This is a genomic window from Streptomyces sp. NPDC044704 (genome assembly GCF_056433525.1).
This window is the reverse complement of sequence record NZ_JBWKGY010000009.1, coordinates 179,321-200,425: the sequence shown is the minus strand read 5'-3', so window position 1 is coordinate 200,425 and position 21,105 is coordinate 179,321. Positions and strand designations below refer to the sequence as shown.

Here is a 21,105-nt window from a genome sequence, read left to right as displayed (position 1 = left end):
GGCGCGCCGGGGCCTACGGGGCGGTGGGCGGGGTGACGGTCGGCAGGGCCGCGGTGAGGGCGACCGGGACGCTGACCACGTCGTCGAAGCTGCGCTTGCCCTCTCCGAACTCGGTGCCGCTCATCGCCCGCTTCTTGCCGCCCAGGACCTCCCAGACGGTGTTGCCGTCCTGCGAGAGCAGCATCGTGCCGTCCGCCGGAGCCGCCTTGCCCTTGGCCGTGTTCAGCCAGGCACCCGGGACCTGCTCCAGCGGACGCTTGTCGTAACCCAGACCGGTGAAGTCCGCATAGGTCAGGGTCACGGCCTTGCCACCGGCCATCACGTACACCGTGGCGTCCGCCCCCGAACCGTCCTTGACGACCGTGCCGTTGGGAACCTGCTTGGCGACGGACGAGGCGAGCCAGGTCCCCGGAACGCCCATCAGCGTGCGCTGGTCGTACCCGTTGGCCGTCCACTCGGCGCCCCCGATCGGGACCGCGGAGCCGTTGACCATCAGGTAGCGCGACGGGTCCTGCTCGTTCTGGTTCATCACCACGATGCCGTTGCCCGGGGTCTTGGCCGTGGCCGCCTTCAGCCACTCGCCGGGAACGCCCATCAGGGAGCGCTCGTTGTACCCCTCGGACGTCCACTCGGCGGCCGAGATGTGCAGCGCCGCCCCGTCGACGACCACGTAGCGGGACGGGTCCTTGCCCGTCTGGTCCATCACGACCAGGCCGGAGGCCATGTTGCGCTGCTTGGCGGCGTTCAGCCAGGCGGACGGGACGCCCATGTCGGGACGGACGTTGTAGCCGGCGGCGGTCCAGTCCGCGGCGCCGATCTTGAGGGCGGCGCCGTCGATGATGACGTAGCGGTCGGCTCCACCGGCCTGGTCGTGGACGACGGTCCCGGAGTTCGGGGCACTGGCCAGGGAACGGAAGGCGCTGTCGTCCACCACCACGATCTTGCTCAGGTCGTACTTGCCCGGGGCGACGTCGGACGCGGCCACCGGAACGCCGGCACCGTCGATCATCACCTTGACGTCAGGCCCGTTCGGGGACTTCACGAGGGTGCCGGCCGGCAGCGACGCGGGGCTCGGGTAGGTGGGGGTGTTGCTGCCGGCGGGCGAGATGTAGCCGCTGATCTTCTGGCCCCACGGGGACTTGCCGACCTGCCAGTTGGTGGTGGTGTTCGTGCTGACGTGGCCGGGGAACCCGCCCTGGTTGCCGCCGGTGATCGTGACGTTGTTGCCGTTGATGGCGGTGACGATGGCCACGTGGTCGTCGGAGTAGCCGCCGCCGTAGTTGTAGACCACGGCGTCGCCGACGTGCGGGGTGCTGGAGAGGGTGCCGTTCTTCTCGCCGTACGTGTAGAAGCTGAGGGCCATGTCGTTCAGCGTGGACAGGCCCTTGACGCCGTTGCGGGCCCAGACCCAGCCGGCGAAGTCGGCGCACCAGGCGTGGGTCCGCTGTCCGCCGCTACAGCTGCTGTTCTGGTTCGAACCGCCGACGTAACCACCGTGGGCGCAGGCTCCGTTGCCGTTCTCGGCGCGGGCCGTCGCGGCGATGTTCTCGCCGAGCGAGGCGGCGCTGGCCGGGCTGGCGACGACCATCGTGAACGCGGTCGCCGCGAGGGCGGAGGTGGAGGCCACACGGATGGCGATGGTCTTGAAGCGGGACATGGCGAAGCTCCTGAGGGCGTGACGGGACGTCTGTGAAGTGCTGCGGGGTGCCGCAGACGGGCCTGGGTGCAGGCCGGAAGTGATCGAGCGCGCCGAGGCGAAGGGACGGCTGCCCTGCAGGAGCAGCTGTCAGGCCGGCGGACGGGGCGCGGGGCGTGCGGGGGCACGGGGTCGCGCGAAGGCGCTGGTGGTGCGGAAGTTCGTGGTGGTGCGGGGGTTCCCGGTGGTGCCGGGGTGTCTGTGGCGGGGTGTCGGGCCCCGGGTGCGGCTACTCCCAGGCGGTGGTGTTCTTGCCGGTCGGAGCCGTCTCCCACGCCGTGGTGTTCTTGCCGGTCGGAGCCGTCTCCCAGGCCGTGGTGGCGGTGGTGACGCGGGTGTCGTCGGCGCCGGACTGGGCGGCCACGCCCAGCGTGAGGGTGGCGGCGGCCAGGGCGGAGACGGCGGCGATGCGGACGGCGACGGACTGGAATCGGGACATGGCGAAGCTCCTGGGGGCGTGTCGGGAAGTCTGGGGCGCCGCGGGATGCCGCGGGCGGGCCCTGGTGCGGGCCGGAGGAGATCGGGCGCGTCGCGGCCGGGACGGCTGTCCTGCAGGAGCAGCGGTCGGGGGCGGCGTACGGGAGGCCCGGAGGCGGGGCGGTGGAGCGGTGGTGCGGTGACGCGTTGTGGTGCGGGCTGCTGCGAGGCGGTGGGCCCCGGGGGCGGCTACTCCCAGGCGGTGGTGGCGGTGACGTGCGTCTCGCCGGCGGAGGCCTGGCCGACGAGGGCCGGGGTGAGGGCGGCGAGGGCGAGCGAGGTGACCGCGGCGGCCTTGACGATCGTGGTGCGAAGCATGGGGTGGTCCTTTTCCCGAGCTGGAACGAGTGGGTGTTCCGGTCTGGCGTCCCGCGGTGACGCTTCCTCCGGTGTTGCCCGCCGGGTGGTGTTCCCTGCTGGCACTCACTACTTTCGTCGCAGGTCAGGATGGGTGGAAGGGCTTTCAGGTGGACGGAAACGGTCCTGTCCCAATCCGGCCAGGGAGGCCGGAAGAGGCCTGGAGGAGCTGCTCGTAGTACGGCGTCACGAGGGGCACGCCGACGCGGGTCACCGTCCAGCCGCGCAGGGCCCGCACCTCCTCCAGCGCACGCCGGCAGAGGCTCTCCGTGCGGCGCTCCGCCTCGTCGAGGCCGTCCGCGAGGACGTACACCCCGACCACCGGATCCGGCAGGGCGCCGGGATGGGCCGACACGTGCTCCACCAGGTCCGCCGCACCGGGCAGGCCACGAATGAACTCGGCCGTGCTCGAAGGAAGCCGGATGTCGGGAGACGGCGCGCGGAGGGCCGCGTGGATCAGGTACATGAAGTCGACTCTTCCGGAAGCGGAAGCCCGAACAAAGTGATCAGAGTGGACACTTCGGGCCCTGGCCGGAAGCGTCCATAGGCTGGTTTCGGCCGATCACTGCGTGCGATGATCTGCGCACCTTGATCAATAAGGCACACACGGGGGGAACCGCTGTGCTAGCCACGCTTGGCCTCGATTCGACTGCCGAGGCCGTGTACCGCACCATGCTCGCTTGTCCGCGCGACGGGGTGAAGGCCCTCGCCGAACGTCTCGGCGTACCCGAGGACGACGTCCGGCGCAGCCTCGACACGCTCAGCGAACTGGCCTTGATCCGGCCTTCCTACGAGCGGGCCGGCGAACTGCGCGCGGTCTCGCCCGAGGTCGGCATGGAAATCCTGATGGCCCGCCAGCAGGCCGAACTCGCCGCGCAGCAGCTGCGCATCGAGGCCTCGCGGGCGGCCGCCGCGCAGCTCATCGCCGAGTACGCGGACCTCAGCCCGTCCGCCGAGAGCCCGGGCGTCGAGCAGCTGGTGGGGCTGGACGAGATCCGCTCCCGGATCGGCGGTCTGGCGCACGGGCTCCAGACGGAGCTGATGAGCTTCGCGCCGGGCGGCGGCCACCAGCCGCAGACGCTGGAGGCGTCGAAGCCGAACGACATGGCGTTGCTGGGGCGGGGGGTGCGGATGCGTTCGCTGTTCCAGGACAGCGTGCGCAACAGCCTGCCGACGGTGGCGTACGCGACGTGGCTGAGCGAGCTCGGGGGCGAGGTACGGACCGCGCCCGATCTGCCCACCCGGTTGATGATCTTCGACCGGACGACGGCGGTCATCCCGGTCAGCAGCGAGGACAGCGCGGCGGGTGCGGTGATCCTCACCGGACAGGGCACGCTGACGGCGCTGTGCGCGCTCTTCGAGAACGTCTGGTCGGGCGCGCAGCCCCTGGGCACGCCGCAGGGACGCGACGAGGGCACGCTCAGCGCCCAGGAGAGCACCGTGATCCGGCTGCTGGCGCAGGGCCTGACCGACGAGGCCATCGCCAAGCGACTGGCGGTCTCCCCGCGGACGGCGCGCCGCCTCGCGAACGGCCTGATGGAGCGTCTGGGTGCCGCCAGCCGATTCGAGTTCGGCGTCCGGGCGGTCCAGCGCGGCTGGCTCCCGAACACCCCGTAGCGGACCGCGGGCGGGCATGGCGGCGCTCCTGCTTCCTGGCGGTACGGGGACGTCGGCGGGGGCGCTCCGGCCGCCACCGTGCGCTCTGTCAGGGCGGGCGGGCACCGGCCGGAATACCCACAGTCCACACGAGCGCGCTCGCGTACCGCTGGAGCGCGCTCGCGCCTGCGTACGCCCGGGTGTCAGGGGGCGTCGGCGGTGACTCCCTCCAGGAACGGTTCCACGGCCGCGCGCCAGGCGTCCGGCTGGTCGTAGTGGAGGTAGTGGCCGGCGTCCGGGATCTCGGCGTACTGGCCCGCCGGGAGGACCCGGACCATCTCCTGGGCCTCCGCCCGGCCCAGTTCGCCGTCCAGGCCGCGCACGACCAGGGTGGGGCAGCGGACCTGGGCGAGCTCCTCCCAGTGGGCGTCGTGCACCCAGGTCTCCCGGGCCGTCAGCATCTGGCGGCGGGAGAAGAGCGGGCGCCAGCCGTCCGGCGCCTGGTGCATGACCTCGGCGAAGAAGGCGCCGCGGCCGGGGTCGGGGCGTTCCACGCGGGGGTCGTCCTCGCCGAACCAGCGGCGGGCGGCGTCCTGGGTGGGGAAGGGCAGCGGCCAGTGGCGGAACCATTCCTCCCACTCCTGCTGGGAGGCCTCGCCGAGGGCCGAGGCCCGCATGTCGCAGATGACGAGGGCCCGGACGAGTTCGGGGCGGCGCGCGGCGAGCTGCCAGGCGGTGAGGGCGCCCATGGAATGGCCGACGAGGATCACGGGGGCGAGGCCGAGCTGGTCGACGGCGGCTTCCGCGTCGGCGACGAAGGCCTCGCGGCCCAGGGGGGTCGAGAAGCCCGGCCCGGGCGAGGGGCGGGCGCTCTGGCCGTGGCCTCGCTGGTCCAGGGCCACGACGCGGTGGCGCTCGCCGAGCCAGCGGGCGGTTCCGGCCCAGTGCAGGGCGCGGCCCATCAGGCCGTGGAGTAACAGGACGGCCGGACGCAGAGGCTCCGCGGGCGGTTCGCGGAATTCCCAGGCGGCCAGGCGGACCCCGTCGGCCCCCGTCACATCGATGCGCTGTACCACCGCAGATGCACCCCCTTCGCTCCCGGCCAGACTATCGAACCCGCATTCGAAAACAGGCGTCTCGCCGACAACACCGCTCTTTCGAGTGACCTTGCTCAAGGATTGGCCGCCGCTGCCGATGGAGATCCTTTCAGCAGGGAGGCGGGCCGCTCGGGGAAGACGGTCCGAAGGGGATGACCTTGAGAGCTCGGGGCTCCAGGTCAGCAAGGGGAGGACCGGTCCCGGCGCCGCGAGGCGCCGGGACCACCCACTTCCGCTTGCTCCGCGGGATCCGTCAGCGCTTCGCCACGAACACGTGCGAGGCGGTCTCCTCGTCCAGCTCGGCGGCCTCGCCGCCACTGCCGACGAGCACCCCGCCCGGGGATTCCGTCACGCTCACCACGGAGCCGGGCTGTACGCCCGCCCGCCGCAGCGTGTACATCAGCTGGGCGTCGGTCTGGATCGGCTCGCCGATCCGGCGGACGACCACCGTCTTGCCCTCGCTGCCCGGGTCCAGCTCGGACAGGCTGACCATGCCGTCCTCCAGGAACGGATCGGCCTCCGCCTTCTCGCCCAGTTCCTCCAGGCCCGGGATCGGGTTCCCGTAGGGGGACTCGGTCGGGTGGCGCAGCAGCTCCAGTACGCGCCGCTCCACCGCCTCGCTCATGACGTGCTCCCAGCGGCAGGCCTCTGCGTGCACCTGCTCCCACTCCAGGCCGATGACGTCGACGAGGAGACACTCCGCGAGCCGGTGCTTGCGCATCACGCGGGTGGCGAGCTTGCGGCCCTCGTCGGTCAGCTCCAGGTGACGGTCGCTGGCCACCGCCACCAGACCGTCGCGCTCCATGCGCGCCACGGTCTGGCTGACCGTCGGACCGCTCTGGTCGAGCCTCTCGGCGATCCGGGCGCGCATGGGGACCACGCCTTCCTCTTCCAGCTCGAGGATGGTGCGGAGATACATCTCCGTGGTATCGATCAGTCCGGACATTCGTGCCCCTCGGATTGCGTGCGCTGGCCCTGCCCCCAATTCTGACGCATCGCGCCGACAACCGTCCCGCGCCGAGCGTCAAGGCATGTACGGGACATCTCAGGAGTCCTCCGGCGGGGCTTTGGTCCCGGGGATTGACGCTCGTATTGACACGCGCTTGGTCCAGACCGCACGGTGAGCGGCGGACACCGACGTACCCATCGCACCCCCACTTCGGAAGGGCCTTCGGCGTATGAGCGAGAGCAAGCTGGCCGGGCAGTTCTTCGACGCCGCCATCGGTCTGCTGGAGCGGGTGCGGGACGAGGAGGCCACGCGCATCAACGAGGCCGGGACCGTCATCGCCGAGGCCGTCGCCTCGGGGAACCGGCTCTTCGCCTTCGGCGCCGGACACTCCTCGCTGCCCGCCCAGGACGTGGTCTACCGGGCCGGCGGACTCGCCCTGATGAACTTCCTCGCCGTGCCCGGCACCGCCGGGGTCGACGTCATGCCCGCCACCCTGGGCAGCGCCCTGGAGCGGGTCGACGGCCTCGCCGGAGCGGTCCTCGACAGCAGCCCGGCCTCCGCCGGAGACGTCCTGGTGATCATCTCGCTGTCCGGGCGCAACGCGCTGCCGGTCGAGATGGCCATGAACGCCCGGGCGATCGGCCTCAAGGTCATCGGCGTGACCTCGCTGGCGTACGCGACCGGCACCCGGTCGCGGCACGTGTCGGGCACCTACCTCAAGGACCACTGCGACATCGTGCTCGACAGCAAGATCGCGGTGGGCGACGCCGAGCTGAGTCTCGACGGCATCGACGCCCCCTTCGCCCCGGCCTCCACGGTCGTGACCAGCGCGATCATGCAGGCCGTGATGGCGGCGGCGGCCGGCGAACTCGTCGCGCGCGGCGTCGAGCCCCCGCTGCTGCGCTCGGGCAACGTGGACGGCGGCCACGAGTGGAACGGCCGCGTGATGCAGGAGTACGGCGACCGGATCTTCTTCCGCCACTGACGCCGCCGGCGCCGCAGCTGAGGCCGTCGCCGACACCGCCGCTCGCCACCGGGCCCGCCCGTTCCGCTCGCCGGGGCGGATGCGCCTTCCTAGCATGGGGAAGTGGGCTCGGGGTCTCGGGGTTACGGCGAGCAGAGGTGACCGGGCATGACCTCCACGCATCCGGCGTTCCGGCGGCGGGCCCTGCCCGCCTGCGCCGCCGCGCTCCTGCTCGTCCTGGCCGGTGCCGGAACGGCCCCCGCCGCCCCCGCCTCCCCGGCCGCCGTGCCCGGTGCCGTCGTGGCGGCGGCCGCGCCCGGCCGCGCGGACCTGGACCCCGGGACCGTGGCCCGGCTCGACGCGGCGATCACCGCCGTGATGGAGAAGGCCGGCATCCCGGGCGTGAACGTCGGCGTGTGGATCCCGGGGCGCGGCGACTACGTCAGGTCCTTCGGCGTCGCGGACCGGCGCGACCGGACCCCGCTGAAGACGGACATGTACTCCCGGATCGGCAGCGTGACGAAGACCTTCACCGTCACCGGCGTCCTCCAGCTCGTGGACCGGGGCCTCGTCGGCCTGGACGACCCGATCGCGAAGTACGTCGACGGCGTCCCCGGCGGCGGGGGCATCACCGTGCGCCAGCTCGCGGCCATGCGCAGCGGGCTGTACGACTACACCTCCGACCCGAAGTTCCTCGACTCGCTGCGCGCCGACCCGCGGCGCTCCTACACCCCGCGCCAGTTGCTCGCGTACGCCTTCGCGCACCCGCCGGTGTTCGCGCCGGGCGCCGAATGGCAGTACAGCAACACCAACACGGTGCTGCTGGGGCTGCTGGTGGAGAAGGTGTCGGGGCAGCCGCTGGCCGGGTACCTGCGGGAGCACGTGTTCGCGCCGCTGGGGCTGGACTCCACCTCGCTGCCCGCCGGCAGCGCCTTCCCCGAGCCGCACGCGAGCGGCTACACCTCGTTCAGCCCGTCCGGCGCCGTCGTCGAGGCCACCGACTGGAACCCGTCCTGGGCGTGGGCCGCCGGAGCGGTCGTCTCGGACCTGGAGGACCTGCGCGCCTGGGTCCCGGCGCTGGTCGGCGGTCGGCTGCTGAAGCCGGCCACGCAGGCCGAGCGGCTGGAGCTGGGGCCCGTGGGGTACCCCGGCGTCTCGTACGGACTGGGGATCGCCGGGGTCAACGGCTGGCTCGGCCACAACGGCGAACTGCCCGGCTACGAGACCGTCGCCGCCGGGCTGCCCGGGAAGGACGGGAAGGACGGGGCCGTGCTGGTGGTGCTGATCAACTCCGACGTGGACCGCGGCGGCTCGCTCAGCACCCAGATCGGCCGGGCGGTGACCGAGATCGTCACCCCGGACCACGTGTGGACGCTGCCCTCCCCCACCCAGGTCGGCGAGAACCGGCACTGAGCCCGGCGTCCCGGCGGCTCACCCCGCGCCCGCCAGGTCCAGGTCGGCGGCGACGCGGGCCGCGACCTCCTCCGCGTACACGGCGTCCGCGCGCTCGAACGCCGGACGGGAGGGGCCGCGCAGGAACGTCAGCGCGCCCAGGGTCCGGCCCCGGCTGCGCAGCACCGTGCACAGCGCGTGCGCGGCCCCCGGCGGCCACTGGCGGGCCCGGGCCCAGTCCTCGTCCGGCCCGCCGCCCTGCCCGCCGCCCGGGGCGCTGGCCCGTACCGGGCCGATCCGGTCGAGGGCCTGGAGCGCCGGGTGGGCGCTCTCGTAGCGGACCGGGATGGCGCCCGGCCCCGGCAGCAGCAGGGCGAGGCCGGAGGGGGACACGGCCGAGCGGACGAGCCGCCTGCCCCGGTCCGGCCCGTCCGGGCCCTCCAGTACGTCCACCAGCGCGTGGTCCGCGAAGCCGGCCAGCGCGAAGTCCAGCCGGACCGCCGCGGCCTCGGCCGGGTCGGCGCATTCGGCGGCGGCCCGCCCCGCCCGGTGCAGCTGGTTGGCCCGGAACCGCAGCTGCCCGGTGTCCAGCTCGGCCTGCCGGGCCTCGGTGACGTCCTGGAACAGCCAGCCGACGCCGAGCGGTACGGGCTCCTCCGCGAGCGGCGAGGCCAGCCGCAGGAACCCGCTGCGCCAGCACCGTCGCCGCACGCCCTCGGGGGTGCGCACCGACACCCACAGTTCCAGCGGCGACGGCGGCGCCCCCTCGGCCAGGACGTGCTGGAGCGCGCCCTCCAGTTCCTCGACGCCCTGGACCAGCAGGTCCCCGAGGGGCCGGCCGAGCAGCGCGCTCCGGCCCGCCCCGAAGGCGCGGGCGGCGTGCGTGTTGACCACCGCGGGGCGCAGGTCGACGTCGACGAGGACGACGCCCCAGGAGGCGTCGTCCATCAGGGCCTCGCTGAGCGCGATGGAGCGTTCGAGGTCGATCTGGGCGTGGACCTCGCTGAAGGCGCAGTAGACGCCGGCGGGTTTCCCGTCGGCGCCCGGCACCCCGGCGGACTGGGTCCGTACGAGGATCCGTCCGCCGTCCTTGGTCAGCAGGGCGAACTCGTGGACGTGCCGGCCGGGCTGGTCCTGGGCGGACATGAGTCTGTCCTGGACGTCGTCCGCGTCGGCGGCGCGCACGGCCCAGCCCGCGAAGCCCTTGCGGCCCACGGCCTCGACGGCCGACCAGCCCAGGATCCGCTCGGCCTCGCGGTTCCAGTGGGTGATCACGCCGTCGGAGTCGAACGCGCACAAGGCGGCGTCCATCCCGTCCAGCAACGCTGCGAGCAGATCGTCGGCGGTCTCACCACGACCGGAAGCACTCACCTGGCACCCCCTGCAGGTGTTCGCGTGTGCGGCACGTCAGATCATTGAACTGGAACGTGACGCAGGCCACACCCACTTCCCGGAATCGTCCCGGAATGTCCTCGCCGCCGGCCGCCGGGCCGTCCCGGGTCCCGCCGGACCGTTCAGTCCCCGAGGGCGAGGAGCGCCATCCCGGCGACGAACAGCAGGCAGAGGGCCCCCCGGCCCCAGGTCTGGGCCGCCGCCCCGCGGCGCTCGCGGGCGACCTGCCGCCCGATCGCGCGCCGCGCTTCGGGATCGGGCGCCCAGTCCGGGCCGCGGAGCTCCCTCCAGACGGTCCGGATCAGGGCGACCTCGCGCGCGACGTCGACGTGGCCGTCGTCCACGCACACGAGCCGGAGCCGGCGCCCGGCGCGGTCGTGGGCGTACGCGAGGGCCGGGGGCCGGCCCTTCGCCGCGGCCGCACCCGGCCGGGATGCGGCCCGGATCTCCTGGACGTCCGCCCAGGCCAGCCGGCGGCTTCCGGTGAGGCGGCGGACCCGGATGCCGTCGCGGTCGAGGAGGGTCGAGCAGCGCCGGGAAGCCCACACCAGCCAGCCGAACAGGGCGAGGACCGGGGCCGCGATCAGCGGTTTCACGCCGGGGGCCACGTGTTCCATGGTCAGCACGGACAGCAGCACGCCGGGAGCGCCGATGCCGACGGCGGTGTACGCGCCGGTCATCCGCTCGGCCCGGACCCGGTAGTCGCGCGGCAGCAGCCCTGCGCCCATGACGCCCCTCCCCTGACGCGCCCCTCCCCCGATCCGGGAATGTCAGTGTAGGAAGCAACTCCCTTACGCGATAGGCACGTTGCAGGCCCCAAAAGACGGTCCGGTAAATAAGTTGAGGCCCCCGGAAAGCAGGCCTAGGCTCTGCATTACACGAGAAGGGAGGTGGTTCCCGAAATGTACGGAAACCGGACGCGTGAGGTGGCTGCGGGCTAACGGCCCGTCGTCGCACGCACCCAGTGCGGTGCCCGGCGGACCGCCAGGCGCCAATCCCAAGCAGTCACCCGACCCGCGGGCTCGCCGGTACGTCCGGCCGGCTCCTCTCACTGCAGGAGAGGAACCAGAGCCCGCGGGTCGCCTGCGTTCCCGCCCCCGCCCGAGGGCGCGGAGGACCCGGGGAGGCGGAGGACCCGGGGCCCGGCGGGCTCAGGGGCAGAGCCGCTCGACCCGCCACCGGTCGCCGTCCAGGACGTAGCGCAGCCGGTCGTGCAGGCGGTTCTCGTGCCCCTGCCAGAACTCCACCGCGTCGGGCACCACGCGCAGCCCGCCCCATTCCGGCGGCACCGGAACCTGCTCGCCCTCCGGGTAGCGCTCCGCGAGCTCCGCGTAACGGCGGTCCAGCTCCTCGCGGGAGCCGATCACCCGGGACTGCTCGCTGGCCCAGGCCCCCAGCTGGGAGCCGTGCGGCCGGGAGCGGAAGTAGGCGGCGGTCTCGTCGCGGCCGATGCGGGCGCAGGTGCCGGTGACGACGACCTGGCGGGCGATGGGGTGCCAGGGGAACAGCAGCGACACGTACGGGTTCGCGGCGAGCTCGACGCCCTTGCGGGAGCCGTAGTTCGTGAAGAAGACGAAGCCCCGCTCGTCGAACCGCTTCAGCAGCACCGTGCGGGTGCTGGGCCGCCCGTCGGCGGTCGCGGTGGCCACGACCATCGCGTTGGGTTCGAAGACGTGCGCGTCGGCGGCCTGCTGGAACCAGCGGGCGAACTGCTCCATCGGCCCGTCCGCGAGGCTCTCCTCCCGGACGATCTCGGAACGGTACTGCTTGCGCATGACGGCGGGGTCAAGGTCCTGATCGCTCACGCGGCCATCCTGCCGCAGGACGCCGGCCGGCGGTGTGCCGTATGTCACGCTTCCGCAGGCCATCCGGAACGGACAAAATCTTGGGGCCGGTCCGACGGTCCCCGTACGGGTGACCATCGGCCGTGCCGGGCATCAACGGGGATGACCGCGCCGGACCGCGAATCACGCCGGGAGCCGCGCGTGTTCGCACTATCTGAGGAGCCGCCTGATGTCCGATTTCGTACCCGGACTCGAAGGGGTCGTCGCGTTCGAGACCGAGATCGCCGAACCCGACAAGGAGGGCGGGTCGCTCCGCTACCGGGGGGTGGACATCGAAGACCTGGTCGGACACGTCTCCTTCGGGAACGTCTGGGGCCTGCTGGTCGACGGAGCGTTCAACCCGGGCCTGCCGGCCGCCGAGCCCTTCCCGATCCCCGTCCACTCGGGCGACATCCGCGTCGACGTGCAGTCCGCGCTCGCCATGCTCGCCCCCGTCTGGGGCCTGAAACCCCTCCTGGACATCGACGAGCGGACCGCGCGCGACGACCTGGCGCGGGCCGCGGTCATGGCGCTGTCCTACGTCGCCCAGTCCGCCCGCGGCCAGGGCCTGCCGATGGTGCCGCAGCGAGAGATCGACAAGGCGGAATCCGTCGTCGAGCGCTTCATGATCCGCTGGCGCGGAGAGCCCGACCCCAAGCACGTCAAGGCCGTCGACGCCTACTGGACGTCCGCCGCCGAGCACGGCATGAACGCCTCCACCTTCACGGCCCGCGTGATCGCCTCCACCGGCGCCGACGTCGCGGCGGCGCTGTCGGGCGCGGTCGGCGCGATGTCCGGGCCGCTGCACGGCGGGGCCCCGTCCCGCGTCCTCGGCATGATCGAGGAGATCGAGCGGACCGGCGACGCCGTGGCGTACGTGAAGAAGGCCCTGGACAAGGGCGAGCGGCTGATGGGCTTCGGGCACCGCGTGTACCGGGCCGAGGACCCCCGTGCGCGCGTGCTGCGCCGCACCGCCAAGGAACTGGACGCCCCGCGCTACGAGGTGGCCGCCGCGCTGGAGAAGGCCGCGCTGGAGGAGCTGCACGCGCGCCGCCCCGACCGGGTCCTCGCCACGAACGTCGAGTTCTGGGCCGCGATCATGCTGGACTTCGCGGAGGTCCCGGCGCACATGTTCACCTCGATGTTCAGCTGCGCCCGTACCGCCGGCTGGTCGGCGCACATCCTGGAGCAGAAGCGGACGGGCCGTCTGGTGCGGCCGTCGGCCCGCTACACCGGCCCGGGCCGGCGCGACCCGCGCGACATCGCGGGCTACGCCGACATCGCCGAGACGGCCTGACCGGGGGCACCGCAGGGTGGTGGGGGCGCCGCGTCCCGGGTGGGGCGCGGCGCCCTTTCGCGTGTGCGGGGGCCCTTTCACGGGGCCCTTTCACGGGGCCCTTTCGCGGGGGCCTTTCGCGCCTGCGCGCCTTCGCGGTGCGGCGGATCAGGTCAGCGTGGCTTCGACGATCCGGGACCACTGGGCGACGACCCGCGCGCGGCGGGCCGTGTCGTCGGTGAGGACGTTGGCCAGGCCCAGGCCCCGGGCCATGTCCAGGAGGCCCTGCACGGTCTCCCGTACGCCCGGGACGGACTCGTCGGCGCCGAGCAGTTCGACGGCGATGCGGTGCGTCTCGCGGCCGACGCGGGCTTCGAGGTCGGTCACCTGCGGGCGCAGCTGCTCCTCGTTGGAGGCGGCGACCCACAGCTGGAGGGCGGCGCGGAAGAGCGTGCCCGTGTACAGGTCGACGATGGCCTCGACCACCGCCGGGCGGGGGGCGGGGGCGGTGTGGAACAGCTCGCGCAGGGCGGTGGAGCGTTCCTCGGCGACGTGGGCGACGGCCGCCGTGAAGAGGGCTTCGCGGGTCGGGAAGTGGTGCTGGGCGGCGCCGCGCGAGACCCCGGCGCGTTCGGCGACGACCGCGACGGTGGAGCCGGCCCAGCCGTGTTCGGCGAGGCAGGAGACGGCCGCCTCCAGGAGGTGGCGGCGGGTGACCCGGCTGCGGGCCTGCTTGGGGCCGGTCACCGTGCCCATGACGGGTCCCGGCGTTCGAAGCGGGCGGTGATGCCCTCGCGGGCCTCGGCGGAGGCGAAGACGGCCGCGGACAGCTCCGTCAGGCGGGCGCCGTCCCGGTCGAGGGCCTCCCGCACCCCGGCGGTGACGAGGGCCTTGGTGGTGGCGAGGGCCTGGGGGGCGGCCTTGCGCAGGCCTTCGAGTACGGGGGCCAGGGCGGTGTCCACGTCGTCCTCGGCGTGCAGGGTGAGGAGGCCGATGCGGGTGGCCTCGGCGGGGCCGAAGGGCTCCGCGGTGAGGAAGTAGCGGGCGGCCGCGCGCGGGTCGAGGCGGGGCAGCAGGCTCGCGGAGATCACGGCGGGGGTGAGGCCGAGGTGGGTCTCGGTGAAGGCGTACGAGGACTGCGGCCCGGCGGCGGCGATGTCGCAGGCGCCGAGCAGGCCGAGGCCGCCGGCGCGGACGTGCCCGGTGACGCGGGCGACGACCGGCTTCGGGAGTCCGGCGGTCTCGCGCAGCAGGGCGAGGAAGTCCGCGGGGTCGCAGGGCGACTTCAGGTCGGCGCCCGCGCAGAAGGTGTTGCCGGTGTGGGTGAGCACCACGGCCCGCGTACCGGGGTCGGCGGCGGCGTCGGCGAGGGCGGTGCGGAGCTCCGTGACGAGCTGGGCGGAGAGCGCGTTGCGGTTGGCCGGGGAGTCCAGGGTGAGGGTGGTGAGGCCGTCGGCCCGGGCGGCTCGTACGGGTGGGGGCATTTCTCCTCCGGAGGGGGCGGGTACGGATGCCCTGGCCGGGCGGGGACGTACGGGCGGGGACGGGTGGGGTGCCGTCCGGGACGGGCGTGATGCACGGCGGTGATCCGCCTCTGAGTGTGCAAGCGGCAACGGGCGCCGACCCATCCCGTATTACATCCTGGACGGCACCCACCCCGTCCCCGCCCCCGGTCCGCGGGCGCGCGATGTGATCAGTACGACTTGGGCAGGCCCAGGGTCTGGTGGGAGACGAAGTTGAGGATCATCTCGCGGCTGACCGGGGCGATGCGGGAGACGCGGGCCGCGGTGATCAGGGAGGCCAGGCCGTATTCGCGGGTCAGGCCGTTGCCGCCCAGGGTGTGGACGGCCTGGTCCACGGCCTTGACGCAGGCTTCGGCCGCGGCGTACTTGGCCATGTTGGCGGCCTCGCCCGCGGCCATGTCGTCGCCGGTGTCGTAGAGGTGGGCGGCCTTCTGCATCATGAGGCGGGCCAGTTCCAGGTCGATGTGGGCGGCCGCGAGGGGGTGGGCGATGGCCTGGTGGCCACCGATGGGTTCCTTCCACACCTGGCGGGTCTTCGCGTAGTCGACGGCCTTGGCGAGGGCGTGGCGGCCCATGCCGATGGCGAAGGCGGCCGTCATGATCCGTTCGGGGTTGAGGCCCGCGAAGAGCTGGAGCAGGCCCGCGTCCTCGTCCCCGACGAGGGAGGAGGAGGGGAGGCGTACCTCGTCCAGGGTCAGCTCGAACTGTTTCTCCGCTGCCTGGAGTTCCATGTCGATGACGGTGCGGCCGAAGCCGGGGGTGTCGCGGGGCACGATGAACAGGCACGGCTTGAGGCGCCCGCTGCGGGCGTCTTCGGTACGGCCGACGATGAGGGTGGCGTCCGCGATGTCCACGCCGGAGATGAAGACCTTGCGGCCGGTGAGGATCCAGTCGTCGCCGTCGCGGCGGGCGGTGGTGGTGATGCGGTGGGAGTTGGAACCGGCGTCGGGCTCGGTGATGCCGAAGGCCATGGTCCGGGTGCCGTCCGCGAGGCCGGGGAGCCAGGAGCGCTTCTGGTCCTCGGTGCCGTAGCGGGCGATGACCGTGCCGCAGATGGCCGGTGAGACCACCATCATCAGGAGCGGGCAGCCCGCGGCCCCGAGTTCTTCGAGGACGATGGAGAGTTCGGCTATGCCGCCGCCTCCGCCGCCGTACTCCTCGGGGAGGTTGACCCCGAGGTAGCCGAGCTTCGCGGCGTCGGCCCACAGTTCGTCGGGGTGGCCGCCCTCGCGGGCGACGCGGGCGAGGTAGTCGCGGCCGTACTTCTGGCCGAGGGCGGCGACCGAGGCGCGCAGGGCCTTGTGCTCGTCGGATTCGATGGTGGGGCTCATGACTGCGGTTCCTCCTGGACTACGGCGAGCAGGGCGCCGAACTCGACCTGTCGGCCGGTCTCGGCGTGGAGCGCGGTGAGCGTGCCGGAGGCGGGGGCGAGGATGCGGTGCTCCATCTTCATGGCCTCCAGCCAGAGCAGGGGCTGCCCGGCGGTGACGGCGGAGCCGGGGGCGAGGCCCTCGGCGACGCGGACGACGGTGCCGGGCATGGGGGCGAGCAGGGAGCCCGGTTCGGTGCGGTCCTCGGGGGCGGGGAACCGGGGGACGGGCGCGAGGGTGTGCGCGCCGAGCGGGGAGTCGACGTGGACCTCTCCGGTGTTCGAATTTTGTTTCACGTGGAACTCGCGGCGGACCCCGCCGATTTCGAGCGTGACGCGGGAGGGTGTGGCGGCGAGGAGCCGGACGGCGGGGTGGTCCACGAGGACGCCGCCGTGGTCGTAGCGGGCCGTGTACTCGGTGCCGGCCACCGTGTAGCGGCGGGTCTGGGGCTGGGAGCGGACGTTGCGCCAGCCGCCGATGCGGCGGGCGAGGCGGGCGCCGGGGGCGGGGGCGGCCTCGGCGAGGGCCGCGGCGAGGACCGCGGGGGTGGGGTCCGGGGCGTCGGCGGTGAGGGCGGTGAGGTGGCGGGCGTAGAAGCCGGTGTCGGGCCGTCCGGCGGTGAACTCCGGGTGCCGCAGGGAGCGTACGAGGAGGTCCCGGTTGGTGGTCAGGCCGTGGACGCGGGCGCCGGCCAGGGCGTGGGCGAGGATGCGGACGGCCTCGGCGCGGGTCGGGGCGTGGGCGATGACCTTGGCCAGCATCGGGTCGTAGTGCACGCCGACCGTGTCCCCGTCGGCGAAGCCGGTGTCGACGCGGAGTCCGCCGGGGACGTCGAGGGTGTGCAGGACGCCGGTCTGGGGCCGCCAGTCCTGGGCCGGGTCCTCGGCGTAGAGCCGGGCCTCTACTGCGTGGCCGGTGGCCGGGGGCGGGGCCGGGGGCAGGGCGGCGCCCTCGGCGACGCGCAGCTGGAGGGCGACGAGGTCGAGGCCGAAGACGGCTTCGGTGACGGGGTGTTCCACCTGGAGGCGGGTGTTCATCTCCAGGAAGTACGGGCGGCCGTCGGCGGTGACGAGGAATTCGACGGTGCCCGCGCCCCGGTAGGAGACGGCGCGGGCCGCGGCGACGGCGGCCTCGTGGAGGGTGGTCCGCAGGGATGCGGGCAGGCCGGGGGCGGGGGCTTCCTCGATGACCTTCTGGTGGCGGCGCTGGAGGGAGCAGTCGCGGGTGCCGAGCGCCCAGACGGTGCCGTGGGCGTCGGCGAGGACCTGTACCTCGACGTGGCGGCCGCGTTCCACGTAGGGCTCGGCGAAGACCTCGCCGTCGCCGAAGGCGGAGAGGGCCTCGGCGGAGGCGGCGTCGAGGGACTCCTTGAGTGCGTCGAGGTCGCGCACGACGCGCATGCCGCGGCCTCCGCCGCCCGCCGCGGCCTTCAGGAGCAGGGGCAGGTCGGCGGGGGTGGCGGTGGCCGGGTCGACGGGTTCGAGGAGGGGGACCCCGGCGGCGCGCATGAGGTCCTTGGCCCGGGTCTTGGAGGCCATGGCCTCGATCGCCTCGGGGGGCGGCCCGATCCAGGTGAGGCCGGCCGCGCCGACCCGGCGGGCGAAGTCGGCGTTCTCGGAGAGGAAGCCGTAGCCGGGGTGGACGGCGTCGGCGCCGGCCGCGCGGGCGGCTTCGATCAGCAGGTCGGCGCGGAGGTAGGTGTCGGCGGGGGCGGCGCCGGGCAGCCGTACCGCCGCGTCGGCGGAGCGGACGTGCAGGGCGTCTGCGTCGGGGTCGGAGTGGACGGCGACGGTGGAGAGGCCGAGGGCGCGGGCCGTGCGGAAGATCCGGACGGCGATCTCGCCCCGGTTGGCGACGAGGAGGGAGGTGATGGTCATCTGCGGGCTCACATCCGGAAGACGCCGAAGCCGCCACGGGCGCCCTCGACGGGGGCGTTGTGGACGGCCGACAGGCACAGGCCGAGGACGGTGCGGGTGTCGCGGGGGTCGATGACCCCGTCGTCGTAGAGCCGCCCGGACAGGAACGTCGGCAGGGACTCGGACTCGATCTGCGCTTCCACGAAGGCGCGCATCCCGGCGTCCTGTTCCTCGTCGTACGGGAGGCCCTTGGCGGCGGCGGACTGGCGGGACACGATGGAGAGGACGCCCGCGAGCTGCTGGGGGCCCATGACGGCGGACTTGGCGCTGGGCCAGGCGAAGAGGAAGCGGGGCTCGTAGGCCCGTCCGCACATGCCGTAGTGGCCGGCGCCGTAGCTCGCGCCGATGAGGACGGACAGGTGCGGGACGCGGGAGTTGGAGACGGCGTTGATCATCATCGAGCCGTGTTTGACGATGCCGCCCTGCTCGTACTCCTTGCCGACCATGTAGCCGGTGGTGTTGTGGAGGAAGAGGAGCGGGATGTCGCGCTGGTTGGCGAGCTGGATGAACTGGGCCGCCTTCTGCGACTCCGCGCTGAACAGCACTCCTTGGGCGTTGGCGAGGATGCCGACCGGGTAGCCGTGGAGGGTGGCCCAGCCGGTGACCAGGCTGGGGCCGTAGAGGGGCTTGAACTCGTCGAAGTCGGAGGCGTCGACGATGCGGGCGATGACCTCGCGCGGGTCGAAGGGGGTCTTCAGGTCCGGCGGGACGATCCCGAGGAGTTCCTCCGGGTCGTGGAGGGGCTCGGCGGCGGCCGGCGGGTCCTGGTACGGCTTGCGGTGGTTGAGGCGGGCCACGATGCGGCGGGCCTGGCGGATCGCGTCGTACTCGTCGAGGGCGTAGTGGTCGGCGAGGCCGGAGGTGCGGGCGTGCATGTCGGCGCCGCCGAGGGACTCGTCGTCGCTCTCCTCGCCGGTGGCCATCTTGACCAGGGGCGGACCGCCGAGGAACACCTTCGAACGGTCCTTGATCATGATGGTGTGGTCGGACATTCCGGGGATGTACGCGCCGCCCGCGGTGGAGTTGCCGAAGACGACGGCGACGGTCGGGATGCCGTCGGCGGAGAGCCGGGTGAGATCGCGGAAGACGGCGCCGCCCGGGATGAAGATCTCCTTCTGGGAGGGCAGGTCCGCGCCGCCGGACTCGACGAGGCTGACGCAGGGCAGCCGGTTCTGGCGGGCGATCTCGTTGGCGCGCAGGGCCTTCTTCAGGGTCCAGGGGTTGCTGGCGCCGCCGCGGACGGTGGGGTCGTTGGCGGTGATCAGGCATTCGACGCCCTCGACGGTGCCGATGCCGGTGACCATGGAGGCTCCGACCGGGTAGTCGCTGCCCCAGGCGGCGAGCGGGGACAGCTCCAGGAAGGGGGTGTCCGGGTCGAGGAGCAGCTCGACGCGTTCGCGGGCCAGGAGTTTGCCGCGGTCGCGGTGGCGGGCCGTGTACTTGTCCCCGCCGCCGGCGAGGGCCTTGGCGTGTTCGGCGTTCAGGGCGTCGAGGCGTTCCAGGGCGGCGGTACGGGCTGCCGCGTGCTCGGGGGTGCGGGGGTCGACGGTGGTGCCGAGGCGGGTCATGGGCGGGTCCCCTCCGGGGTGGGCAGGAGGTGGGTCGGGATGTCGAGGCGGCGGGCCCGCAGCCATTCGCCGAGGGCCTTGGCCTGGGGGTCGAAGCGGTGGCCGGAGGCGACGCCGGCGCCGAGGATGCCGGGGACGGTGAAGTTCAGGGCCCGCAGGTGGGGTAGCTCGTGGCGGGTGACCGGGTGGGGTGCGGTCTCCGGGAGGAGGGCCTGGAGGGTGGCGGTGGTGAGGGTGGCGCGCAGCCACTGCCAGGCCTCGTCGGTCTCGACCCAGACGCCGATGTTGGCGTCGCCGCCCTTGTCGCCGCTGCGGGCCCCGGCCAGGAGGCCGAGGGGGGCGCGGGTGGTGGCGCCGCCGTCCGGTGCGCCGGGGGCCGGGGGCGCGGGTTCCGGGCTCCCGGGTTCGGGTTCCGGGGGCCGCGGGTCCGGGGTGTCCCGTACGGCGACGGGCGGGATGGGGAGGCGGGTGGCGTCCGGGAGGACGGCGGTGTGCGGGACCCAGGCGGCCGGGGTCGTGGAGGAGGCGAACACCCCGTACGGCTGGGCCGGTGCGGGCGGGGCCGTGACGTGGAAGCCGGGGTAGCTGCCGAGGGCGAGTTCCACGGCGGCCGAGGTGAGCGCGCGGCCGACCCGGTCGGGGGAGGAGTCGCGGACCACCAGGCGCAGCAGGGCGCTCGCGGTCTCCTCGGTGTCGGCGTCGTCGTGGTCGGTACGGGCGAGGGTCCAGGTGGCGGTGTCGACGTCGGCGAGGAGTTCCGCGAGCTGTGCGCGGACCAGGGCGGCCTTGGCGTCGATGTCCAGGCCGGTGAGGACGAAGACGATCTCGTTGCGCCAGCCGCCGATGCGGGTGACGCCCACCTTGAGGGTCGGCGGCGGGGCCTCGCCGCGGACCCCGCTGAGGCGTACCCGGTCGGGGCCGTCGGCGCCGAGGCGGACGGTGTCCAGGCGGGCCGTCACGTCGGGGCCGAGGTAGCGGACGCCCTGGGTCTCGTACAGGAGCTGGGCCGTGACGGTGCCCGGGGTGACCGCTCCGCCGGTGCCGGGGTGCTTGGTGACGACGGCCGAGCCGTCCTCGGAGATCTCGGCGAGGGGGAAGCCGGGGCGGCGGACGTCGTGGGCGGTGAAGAAGGAGTAGTTGCCGCCGGTGGCCTGGGTTCCGCATTCCAGGACGTGTCCGGCGACGACCGCTCCGGCCAGCCGGTCCCAGTCGTCGGGCGCCCAGTCGAACCACCAGGCGGCCGGGCCGCTGACCAGTGCCGCGTCCGTGACCCGGCCGGTGACGACGATGTCGGCGCCGGCCCGCAGGCAGGCGGTGATGCCGGCTCCGCCGAGGTAGGCGTTGGCGGTGAGCGCGCCCTCCTCGTAGGGCATCAGGTCGTCGCCCTCGACGTGGGCGACGGAGACGGGGATCCCCGCCCGGGCCGCGAGGTCGCGGACGGCGTCGGCGAGGCCCGCCGGGTTGAGTCCGCCCGCGTTCGCGACGATCCGCACGCCCCGTTCACGGGCCAGGGCGAGGGAGTCCTCCAGCTGGCGCAGGAACGTCTTGGCGTAGCCGAGTTCGGGGTGTTTCAGGCGGTCGCGGCCGAGGATCAGCATGGTGAGTTCGGCGAGGTAGTCGCCGGTCAGGACGTCGAGCGGGCCGCCGGTCAGCATGTCGCGCATCGCGGTGGCGCGGTCGCCGTAGAAGCCGGAGGCGTTGGCGATGCG

Annotated in this window: 19 protein-coding genes; 4 read left to right on the top strand and 15 right to left on the bottom strand. The window is 73.5% G+C overall.

Going from position 1 to position 21,105, the window contains the following annotated elements; all coding sequences use genetic code 11:
- Nucleotides 1-13: 13 nt before the first annotated feature.
- From AC07B0_RS23155 to AC07B0_RS23140, 4 genes are all read right to left on the bottom strand, one after another.
- Nucleotides 14-1,657 (bottom strand): CHAP domain-containing protein, encoded by a 1,644-nt coding sequence (locus AC07B0_RS23155; RefSeq protein WP_478898831.1) that lies wholly within the window; start codon nt 1,655-1,657, stop codon nt 14-16.
- A gap of 268 nt (nt 1,658-1,925) precedes the next feature.
- Nucleotides 1,926-2,135, bottom strand: a complete 210-nt coding sequence (locus AC07B0_RS23150) for a hypothetical protein (RefSeq protein ID WP_478898830.1) — start codon at nt 2,133-2,135, stop codon at nt 1,926-1,928.
- 227 nt (nt 2,136-2,362) lie between these two features.
- A complete protein-coding gene (locus AC07B0_RS23145; protein WP_469380657.1) occupies nt 2,363-2,491 on the bottom strand; it encodes a hypothetical protein in 129 nt (42 codons plus the stop codon).
- 145 nt (nt 2,492-2,636) lie between these two features.
- Complete coding sequence (locus AC07B0_RS23140) at nt 2,637-2,996, bottom strand: hypothetical protein (protein WP_356875816.1); 360 nt, start codon at nt 2,994-2,996, stop codon at nt 2,637-2,639.
- 155 nt (nt 2,997-3,151) lie between these two features.
- Here AC07B0_RS23140 and AC07B0_RS23135 point away from each other — a divergent pair, with 155 nt between their 5' ends.
- Nucleotides 3,152-4,147, top strand: coding sequence for a helix-turn-helix transcriptional regulator (locus AC07B0_RS23135; protein WP_467296580.1), 996 nt, complete (start codon nt 3,152-3,154; stop codon nt 4,145-4,147).
- Nucleotides 4,148-4,329: 182 nt separating this feature from the next.
- Here the strand turns inward: AC07B0_RS23135 and AC07B0_RS23130 are convergent, their stop codons facing one another.
- Together AC07B0_RS23130 and AC07B0_RS23125 are read right to left on the bottom strand one after the other, a co-directional pair.
- On the bottom strand, nt 4,330-5,202 hold the full coding sequence (locus AC07B0_RS23130; protein ID WP_356875820.1) for an alpha/beta fold hydrolase: 873 nt from the start codon (nt 5,200-5,202) through the stop codon (nt 4,330-4,332).
- 274 nt (nt 5,203-5,476) lie between these two features.
- Complete coding sequence (locus tag AC07B0_RS23125) at nt 5,477-6,169, bottom strand: iron-dependent transcriptional repressor DtxR (protein WP_356875822.1); 693 nt, start codon at nt 6,167-6,169, stop codon at nt 5,477-5,479.
- A 232-nt stretch (nt 6,170-6,401) separates the two neighbouring features.
- Here AC07B0_RS23125 and AC07B0_RS23120 point away from each other — a divergent pair, with 232 nt between their 5' ends.
- Both AC07B0_RS23120 and AC07B0_RS23115 read left to right on the top strand, forming a co-directional pair.
- Entirely contained in the window at nt 6,402-7,157 is a 756-nt protein-coding gene (locus AC07B0_RS23120; protein ID WP_478866695.1) for an SIS domain-containing protein, read from the top strand.
- Nucleotides 7,158-7,304: 147 nt separating this feature from the next.
- The gene (locus AC07B0_RS23115; protein ID WP_478898829.1) at nt 7,305-8,549 is read left to right on the top strand and encodes a serine hydrolase domain-containing protein; all 1,245 of its coding nucleotides are present in this window, start codon (nt 7,305-7,307) and stop codon (nt 8,547-8,549) included.
- A gap of 18 nt (nt 8,550-8,567) precedes the next feature.
- On the opposite strand, the gene AC07B0_RS23110 is transcribed toward AC07B0_RS23115, so the two are convergent.
- The 3 genes from AC07B0_RS23110 to pdxH all read right to left on the bottom strand — a co-directional run bounded on the left by AC07B0_RS23110 (nt 8,568) and on the right by pdxH (nt 11,695).
- Entirely contained in the window at nt 8,568-9,899 is a 1,332-nt protein-coding gene (locus tag AC07B0_RS23110) for a PAS domain-containing protein (RefSeq protein ID WP_467296573.1), read from the bottom strand.
- Between the two features lie 143 nt (nt 9,900-10,042).
- Nucleotides 10,043-10,648, bottom strand: a complete 606-nt coding sequence (locus AC07B0_RS23105) for a PH domain-containing protein (RefSeq protein WP_478898828.1) — start codon at nt 10,646-10,648, stop codon at nt 10,043-10,045.
- Between the two features lie 423 nt (nt 10,649-11,071).
- Complete coding sequence (gene pdxH / locus AC07B0_RS23100; RefSeq protein ID WP_356875997.1) at nt 11,072-11,695, bottom strand: pyridoxamine 5'-phosphate oxidase; 624 nt, start codon at nt 11,693-11,695, stop codon at nt 11,072-11,074.
- A 238-nt stretch (nt 11,696-11,933) separates the two neighbouring features.
- Here pdxH and AC07B0_RS23095 point away from each other — a divergent pair, with 238 nt between their 5' ends.
- On the top strand, nt 11,934-13,040 hold the full coding sequence (locus AC07B0_RS23095; RefSeq protein WP_356875833.1) for a citrate synthase 2: 1,107 nt from the start codon (nt 11,934-11,936) through the stop codon (nt 13,038-13,040).
- Between the two features lie 147 nt (nt 13,041-13,187).
- Here the strand turns inward: AC07B0_RS23095 and AC07B0_RS23090 are convergent, their stop codons facing one another.
- The 6 genes from AC07B0_RS23090 to AC07B0_RS23065 all read right to left on the bottom strand — a co-directional run bounded on the left by AC07B0_RS23090 (nt 13,188) and on the right by AC07B0_RS23065 (nt 21,060).
- Nucleotides 13,188-13,775: a TetR/AcrR family transcriptional regulator gene (locus AC07B0_RS23090; protein ID WP_356875835.1), complete on the bottom strand. Its 588-nt coding sequence runs from the start codon at nt 13,773-13,775 to the stop codon at nt 13,188-13,190.
- Nucleotides 13,763-14,503 (bottom strand): enoyl-CoA hydratase family protein, encoded by a 741-nt coding sequence (locus tag AC07B0_RS23085; protein WP_478898827.1) that lies wholly within the window; start codon nt 14,501-14,503, stop codon nt 13,763-13,765. Before AC07B0_RS23085 ends, AC07B0_RS23090 begins: the two co-directional genes overlap by 13 nt.
- Nucleotides 14,504-14,712: 209 nt before the next feature.
- Complete coding sequence (locus AC07B0_RS23080; RefSeq protein ID WP_478898826.1) at nt 14,713-15,873, bottom strand: acyl-CoA dehydrogenase family protein; 1,161 nt, start codon at nt 15,871-15,873, stop codon at nt 14,713-14,715.
- Complete coding sequence (locus tag AC07B0_RS23075) at nt 15,870-17,789, bottom strand: acetyl/propionyl/methylcrotonyl-CoA carboxylase subunit alpha (protein WP_478898825.1); 1,920 nt, start codon at nt 17,787-17,789, stop codon at nt 15,870-15,872. Before AC07B0_RS23075 ends, AC07B0_RS23080 begins: the two co-directional genes overlap by 4 nt.
- A gap of 8 nt (nt 17,790-17,797) precedes the next feature.
- Nucleotides 17,798-19,396, bottom strand: a complete 1,599-nt coding sequence (locus AC07B0_RS23070; protein WP_467296560.1) for an acyl-CoA carboxylase subunit beta — start codon at nt 19,394-19,396, stop codon at nt 17,798-17,800.
- Nucleotides 19,393-21,060 (bottom strand): acyclic terpene utilization AtuA family protein, encoded by a 1,668-nt coding sequence (locus AC07B0_RS23065; RefSeq protein ID WP_478898868.1) that lies wholly within the window; start codon nt 21,058-21,060, stop codon nt 19,393-19,395. Before AC07B0_RS23065 ends, AC07B0_RS23070 begins: the two co-directional genes overlap by 4 nt.
- Nucleotides 21,061-21,105: the final 45 nt, after the last annotated feature.